The sequence below is a fragment of the Streptomyces sp. 150FB genome (assembly GCF_000818195.1).
Taxonomy (GTDB): Bacteria; Actinomycetota; Actinomycetes; order Streptomycetales; family Streptomycetaceae; genus Streptomyces.
Map to the genome: position 1 here is coordinate 777,326 of NZ_JTHL01000001.1, position 6,176 is coordinate 783,501.

Genomic DNA, 6,176 nt, shown 5'->3' on the forward strand with positions numbered 1-6,176 from the left:
GGTTGCGCAGCTCGACCGCCGTCAGCGAGTCGAAGCCGAAGTCCTTGAACGCGCGGTTCGGGTCGACGCGTTCGGCCGCGTGGCCGAGGACGGCGGCGACCTGCTCCCGTACGACGGCGAGGGCGGCGCGCTCGCGGTCGGCCCCGGCCGGCGCGGCGAGGACCGCGTTCCAGCCGGCCGCCGAGGCGGCGTCCTCGTCGGAGCGGGACTCGTTCCTGGCGAACGCCCGCAGCATCGGCGGCATCTGGTCGCGCGTGCGCCCGGCGGTGACGTGCACGGGGGCGAGGACCGGGCCGTCCACGGTGAGCGCGGCGTCGAAGAGTTCCAGGCCCTCCTCGGCCGTCAGCGGAAGGACACCGCCGCGGCCCATCCGAGCCACGTCGGCCGCGGTGAGATCGCCGGTCATCGCGCTGGGGTCCTGCCACAGGCCCCAGGCGAGCGAGTGGGCGGGCAGCCCGGCGGCGCGGCGGTATGCGGCCAGGGCGTCCAGGAAGCCGTTGGCGGCGGCGTAGCTGCCCTGGCCCGGAGAGCCGAGGAGACCCGCGGTGGAGGAGAACAGGACGAAGGACGACAGGCCCAGGTCCTTGGTGAGTTCGTGGAGGTTCCAGGCGCCGTCGACCTTGGGCGCGAGCACCGGCCCGACCCGCTCGGGGGTGAGGGTCTGCACCGTGGCGTCGTCGAGCACGCCGGCCGCGTGCACGATCCCGGTCAAGGGGTGCTCGGCGGGAATCGCGGCCAGCAGCCCGGCCAGCGCCGCACGGTCCGTCACGTCGCAGGCGGCCGTGGTCACCTCGGCGTCCAGGTCGCCGAGTTCCGTCCGGCCTCGGCGGCCCACCAGGAGCAGGTGCCGGACGCCGTGTTCGGCAACGAGGTGCCGCGCCACGATGCCGCCCAGGAGGCCGGTGGCACCGGTCACCAGGACCGTGCCGCCGGGCGCGAACGGCGGCGGCGCTTCGCCGCGCGCCACCCGGACGAGACGGGGCACCGCGAGCGTGCCGTCGCGCGCCGAGAGATGCTGCTCCCCGGTGGCCAGGGCGGCGACGATCTGTTGCGGTCCTTCGCTCTCGACGAGCACGAACCTGCCCGGGTTCTCCGACTGCGCCGAGTGGACGAGCCCCTGTACGGCGCCGGCCGCGAGGTCCCCCGGGCGGGTCAGCAGCACGAGACGCGCGGCGGCGAACCGGTCGTCGGCCAGCCAGGAGCGGAGCAGTGCCAGGGTCTCCCGCACCGCCTCGTGCGTGGCGCGTATCGGGTCCCCGGATGTCGCGCGGACGGACGCCACCACCGCGTCGGGGATCTCGGAGAGCGCCGACAGGTCGTGGTCCGGGCCGAGGAAGGCGAGGGACGCCGGTGGCACGTCCGGAACGGTGACGGGCGCCCACTCGGGCCGGAACAGCCAGTCGGCGGACGCCGGCCGGGCAGCGGTGAGCTGACGTGCCAGCAGCGGACGGCCGACGAACCGGCCCACCGAGCCGAGCGAGCGGCCCTCGGCGTCCGCGATCAGCAGGGACGCGCTGTCCGGGCCTTCGGCGGTCAGCCGCACCCGAAGCACGGCGGTGGACCCGCCGGGTGCCAGTTCCACTCCGCTCCAGGAGAACGGCACCCGCAGTTCGCCGAGGTCACGGTCGAGCATCAGGGCGTGCAGGGCCGCGTCCAGCGCCGCCGGGTGCACCAGGAAGCCGCCGGCCGCTTCCGCGTCGGGCCCGGCGACCTCGGCGTACAGCACGTCTCCCCGCCGCCACGCGGCGCGCAGTCCCTGGAAGGTGGGTCCGTAGCCGTAGCCCGCCTCGTCCAGCCTCGGGTAGAACCCGCCGGTGTCCAGTGGCGTCGCGCCCGGCGGCGGCCAGGCCGCCAGGTCCTCGGCGCCGGGCAGCGTGCCGCCCTCGGTCACCATCCCCTCGGCGTGCCGGACCCAGTCGCTGTCCTCGTCGTACCGGGACAGCACGGCCACCGGCCGTCCGGCCGCCTCTTCAGGGCCGATCCGGACCTGGAGCGCCAGGCCGCCGCGGTCGGGCAGCACGCAGGGCGCGTACTGGGTGAGTTCGGCGAGCCGGGGGCGGCCGACCTGGCGTCCGGCGCTCACGCACAGTTCGACGAAGGCGGTCCCGGGTACGAGCACGGCGCCGGCGACCGAGTGATCGGTCAGCCATGGCTGCCTCTCCGCCGCGAGCCGCCCGGTCCAGACCCGGCCCTCGTCGCCCAGGTCCACCATCGCGCCCATCAGCGGGTGGCCGCTCGCCCCGAGGCCGAGGGCGGAGACGTCGCCGTCCCATCCGGGCGCCGGCTCCAGCCAGTACGAATCCCGCTGGAACGGGTACGTCGGCAGCTCCACCGGCCGTGCGGCCGGGAACAGCGACGGCCAGTCCACCCGCACGCCCCGTACGAACAGTTCGGCGGCGGAACGCAGCACCCGGCCCCAGCCGCCGTCCCCGCGCCGCAGCGTGCCCGAGACGATCACGTCCCCGGCCGCGTCCTCGATGCCGACGGTCAGGACGGGGTGCGCGCTCACCTCGACGAAGGTTCCGAATCCCGCCTCCGTCAGCGCCTGGACCGCGCTCTCGAACTCCACCGTCTGCCGCAGGTTCCGGTACCAGTACCCGGCGTCCAGTTCGCTGCCCGGCACCCACTTGGCGTCCACCGTCGAGAAGAACGGGACCGCCGCCTCCCGGCCGGACACCCCGTCCAGCGTCCGGAGGATGTCCTCGCGGATCTCCTCCACCTGCGCCGAATGCGAGGCGTAATCAACCGGGATCCGCTTGGCCCGCTCCACCGACGCCAACACCGCGTCCAGACCGGCAGGGTCACCCGACACCACCACCGACGACGGCCCGTTCACCACAGCGACCGAGACACCAGCCGGCAACAACTCCCGTACCCGGTCCACCGAAAGCGGCACAGACACCATGCCACCACGACCCGCCAAAGCGCGGATCGCGCGCGACCGCAACGCCACCACACGGGCACCGTCATCCAACGACAACGCACCCGACACCACAGCAGCCGCGATCTCACCCTGCGAGTGACCCACCACCGCATCGGCGACCACACCCACCGACTCCCACACCGCGGCCAGCGACACCATCACCGCCCACAACACCGGCTGAACCACATCCACCCGGCCGAACTCACCCGCCGCCACCACCTCCGACAACGACCAGTCCACAAACGGCGCCAACGCCGCCTCACACTCCGCCATCCGACCCGCGAACACCGGCGAAGACACAAGAAGCTCAGACGCCATCCCCGCCCACTGCGAACCCTGACCCGGAAAAACAAACACCGTCCGGCCCGCCGTACCGGCGACGCCGGACACCACCGCCTCCGTGGGCGACCCTCCCGCCAGGGCGGACAAGGCCGCCGTGAACGTCTCGGGCGACTCCCCCAGCACCACGGCGCGGTCGGAGTGGACGGACCGGGTCGCCGTCAGCGCGTGACCGACGTCGCGGAGGTCATGACGGCCCGTCAGTTCGAGTGCCAGCCGGGCCTGTTCCCGCAGGGCGGCGGGGCCGCGCGCGGTCAGCACCCACGGCAGGGGGCCCGCTGCCCCGGCCCCGGCCAGGGGCTCGGCCGGAGCCACAGCCTCGTCCTCGCCGGAAGGCTCGGGCTCGGGCGGCTCCTCGACGATCAAGTGGGCGTTGGTGCCGCTGATCCCGAACGAGGACACGCCGGCCCGCCGCGGGGTCCCCGTCCGAGGCCAGGGCCGGGCCGCCGTCAGCAGTTCGACCCGGCCGGCCGACCAGTTCACGTGGCTGGTCGGGGCATCCACGTGCAGGGTCCTGGGCAGCACGCCGTGCCGCATCGCCAGCACCATCTTCATGATCCCGGCGATCCCCGCAGCGGCCTGGGTGTGGCCGATGTTCGACTTGAGCGATCCCAGCCACAACGGCTCGGCCCGGTCCTGCCCGTAGGCGGCCAGCACCGCCTCCGCCTCGATCGGGTCGCCGAGCTTCGTACCGGTGCCGTGCGCCTCCACCACGTCCACCTCGTGCGGGAGCAGTCCGGCGGCGGCCAGCGCGGAGGCGATGACGCGTTCCTGGGCGGGGCCGTTCGGCGCGGTGAGCCCGTTCGAGGCGCCGTCCTGGTTGACGGCGGAGCCGCGCACCACCGCCAGCACGGGGTGGCCCAGCCGCTGGGCGTCGGAGAGCCTCTCCACCACCAGCGTCGCGGCTCCCTCGGCCCAGCCGGTGCCGTCGGCGGCCTCGGCGAAAGCCTTGCACCGGCCGTCCGAGGACAGCGCACGCTGCCGGCTGAGCCCGACGAAGGCCCCCGGGGTGGACATCACCGTCACGCCGCCGACCAGAGCGAGTTCGCACTCTTCCTGGCGCAGTGCCTGCGCGGCCAGGTGGAGCGCGACCAGCGAGGACGAGCAGGCCGTGTCGACGGTGACGGCCGGGCCCGTCAGTCCGAGTGTGTAGGCGATCCGTCCGGACATGACGCTCGCGGAGGTGGCGGTGCCGAGGTACCCCTCCAGGCTGGGCGGGGTCGGCAGTCGCCCGTAGTCCTGGCCGTTGGAGCCGACGAACACGCCGACCTGGGCGTCGCGCAGGGAGTCCGGCGTGATGGTGGCCCGCTCCAGTGCCTCCCAGGAGGTCTCCAGCAGCAGCCGCTGCTGCGGATCCATCGCCAGCGCCTCGCGCGGCGAGATTCCGAAGAAGTCGGCGTCGAACGCGGCGGCATCGGTGAGGAACCCGCCCGCGCGCACGTACGAGCGGCCGGCGGCGTCGGGGTCGGCGTCGTACAGCGACTCCAGGTCCCAGTGCCGGCCGGCGGGCACGTCGGACATCGCGTCGACCTCACCCACCAGGAGGTCCCACAGTTGTTCGGCGGTGGCCACACCACCGGGGAAGCGACAGGCCATGCCCACGATCGCGATGGGTTCGCTCCGTGTGGCCAGTTGCCGTCGCGCCTCGCGCAGGTCGACTGTGACCCGCTTGAGGTACTCCACAAGCTTCTCTTCGTTCGCCATGGGCGGGGCCACTACTTTCCGAACTCGTCATCGATGAGGGCCAGCAATTCGTCCTGCGTCACCTGGTCGAGATCCTGACCGCGCGCCGAGGCGGGGGCGGTTTCGACCGTGCCGAGCAAGGCCCGCAGGCGTGCCGCCAGCTTGCGGCGCTCCGGATCGGCGGGCGGGATGTGGGCCACGGCCCGCTCCAGCCGGTCCAGCTCCGCGGTGGCCGACAGGACCGTGGGCGCGGTCCGTTCGCGGAGCCGGGTGTGCAGGTGCCGGGCGAGTTCCCCGGCGGTCGGATAGTTGTAGGCGAGGGTCGCGGAGAGCTCCAGTCCGGTCTCGGCCCGGAGGCGGTTGCGCATCTCCACGGCGGTCATGGAGTCCAGGCCGAGATCGGTCAGCGGACGGTCCGCGCCGATGGCGGCCGGGTCGGTGTGGCCCAGCACATCGGCCAGGCAGGCGAGCACCGTCCGCAGCACCACCCCCGCGCGCTCCGGCTCAGGCATCGCGGCCAGCCGCTCGCCGAGAGCGGGGGTCCGGTCCCGCTCCCGGGCCGGGACCAGCCCGGCCACCATGGGCGCGACCCGTTCGCGCGGGAAGCGTTCCCAGTCGACGTCGGCGACGACGGCGAACGGTTCGCCGGTGGCCGCCATGGCCCGGACGGCGAGCGCGGGGTCCATCGGCGTCATGCCGTGCCGGCCGGCCGCGCCGGCGACGGCGTCCGCTGAAGCGAGCCCGTCGCCCGCCCAGGGGCCCCACGCGATCGACGTGGCAGGCAGGCCCAGGGCGTGCCGGTGCCGGGCCAGTGCGTCCAGGAAGGCGTTGCCCGGCGCGTAGTTGCCCTGCCCGGCGGCCCCCAGCGTGCCGGCCACCGAGGAGAACAGGACGAAGGCCGACAGCTCCCGCTCACGGGTGAGGTCGTGCAGATGCCAGGCCGGGAGCGTCTTGGTGCGCAGAACGTCGTCCATGCGGTCCGGGGTCAGGCCGTCCAGGGTGGTGTCGTCCACGACGGCGGCCGTGTGGACCACCGCGTCCGGCGGGTACCGGTCGAGCAGGTCCGCGAGCGCGGCACGGTCCCGGACGTCACAGGAGACGATCGTCACCTCGGCGCCGTAGGCCGCCAGTTCACGGCGGAGTTCCGCCGCGCCGGGGGCGTCGGGCCCGCGTCGTCCGGCCAGGACGAGATGGCCTGCGCCCTCCCGCGCGAGCCACCGCGCCACGTGCC

2 protein-coding genes are annotated in these 6,176 nt (G+C 74.1%); both read right to left on the reverse strand.

Features of this window, described 5'->3' with window-relative positions; translation table 11 throughout:
• Positions 1-4,966 (reverse strand): type I polyketide synthase (locus QR77_RS48180; protein WP_173476266.1); only part of this gene is annotated, 4,966 nt, incomplete at its 3' end.
• An 11-nt stretch (positions 4,967-4,977) separates the two neighbouring features.
• The coding region (locus QR77_RS46440; RefSeq protein WP_040019551.1) for a beta-ketoacyl reductase at positions 4,978-6,176 on the reverse strand (1,199 nt) is incomplete at its 5' end.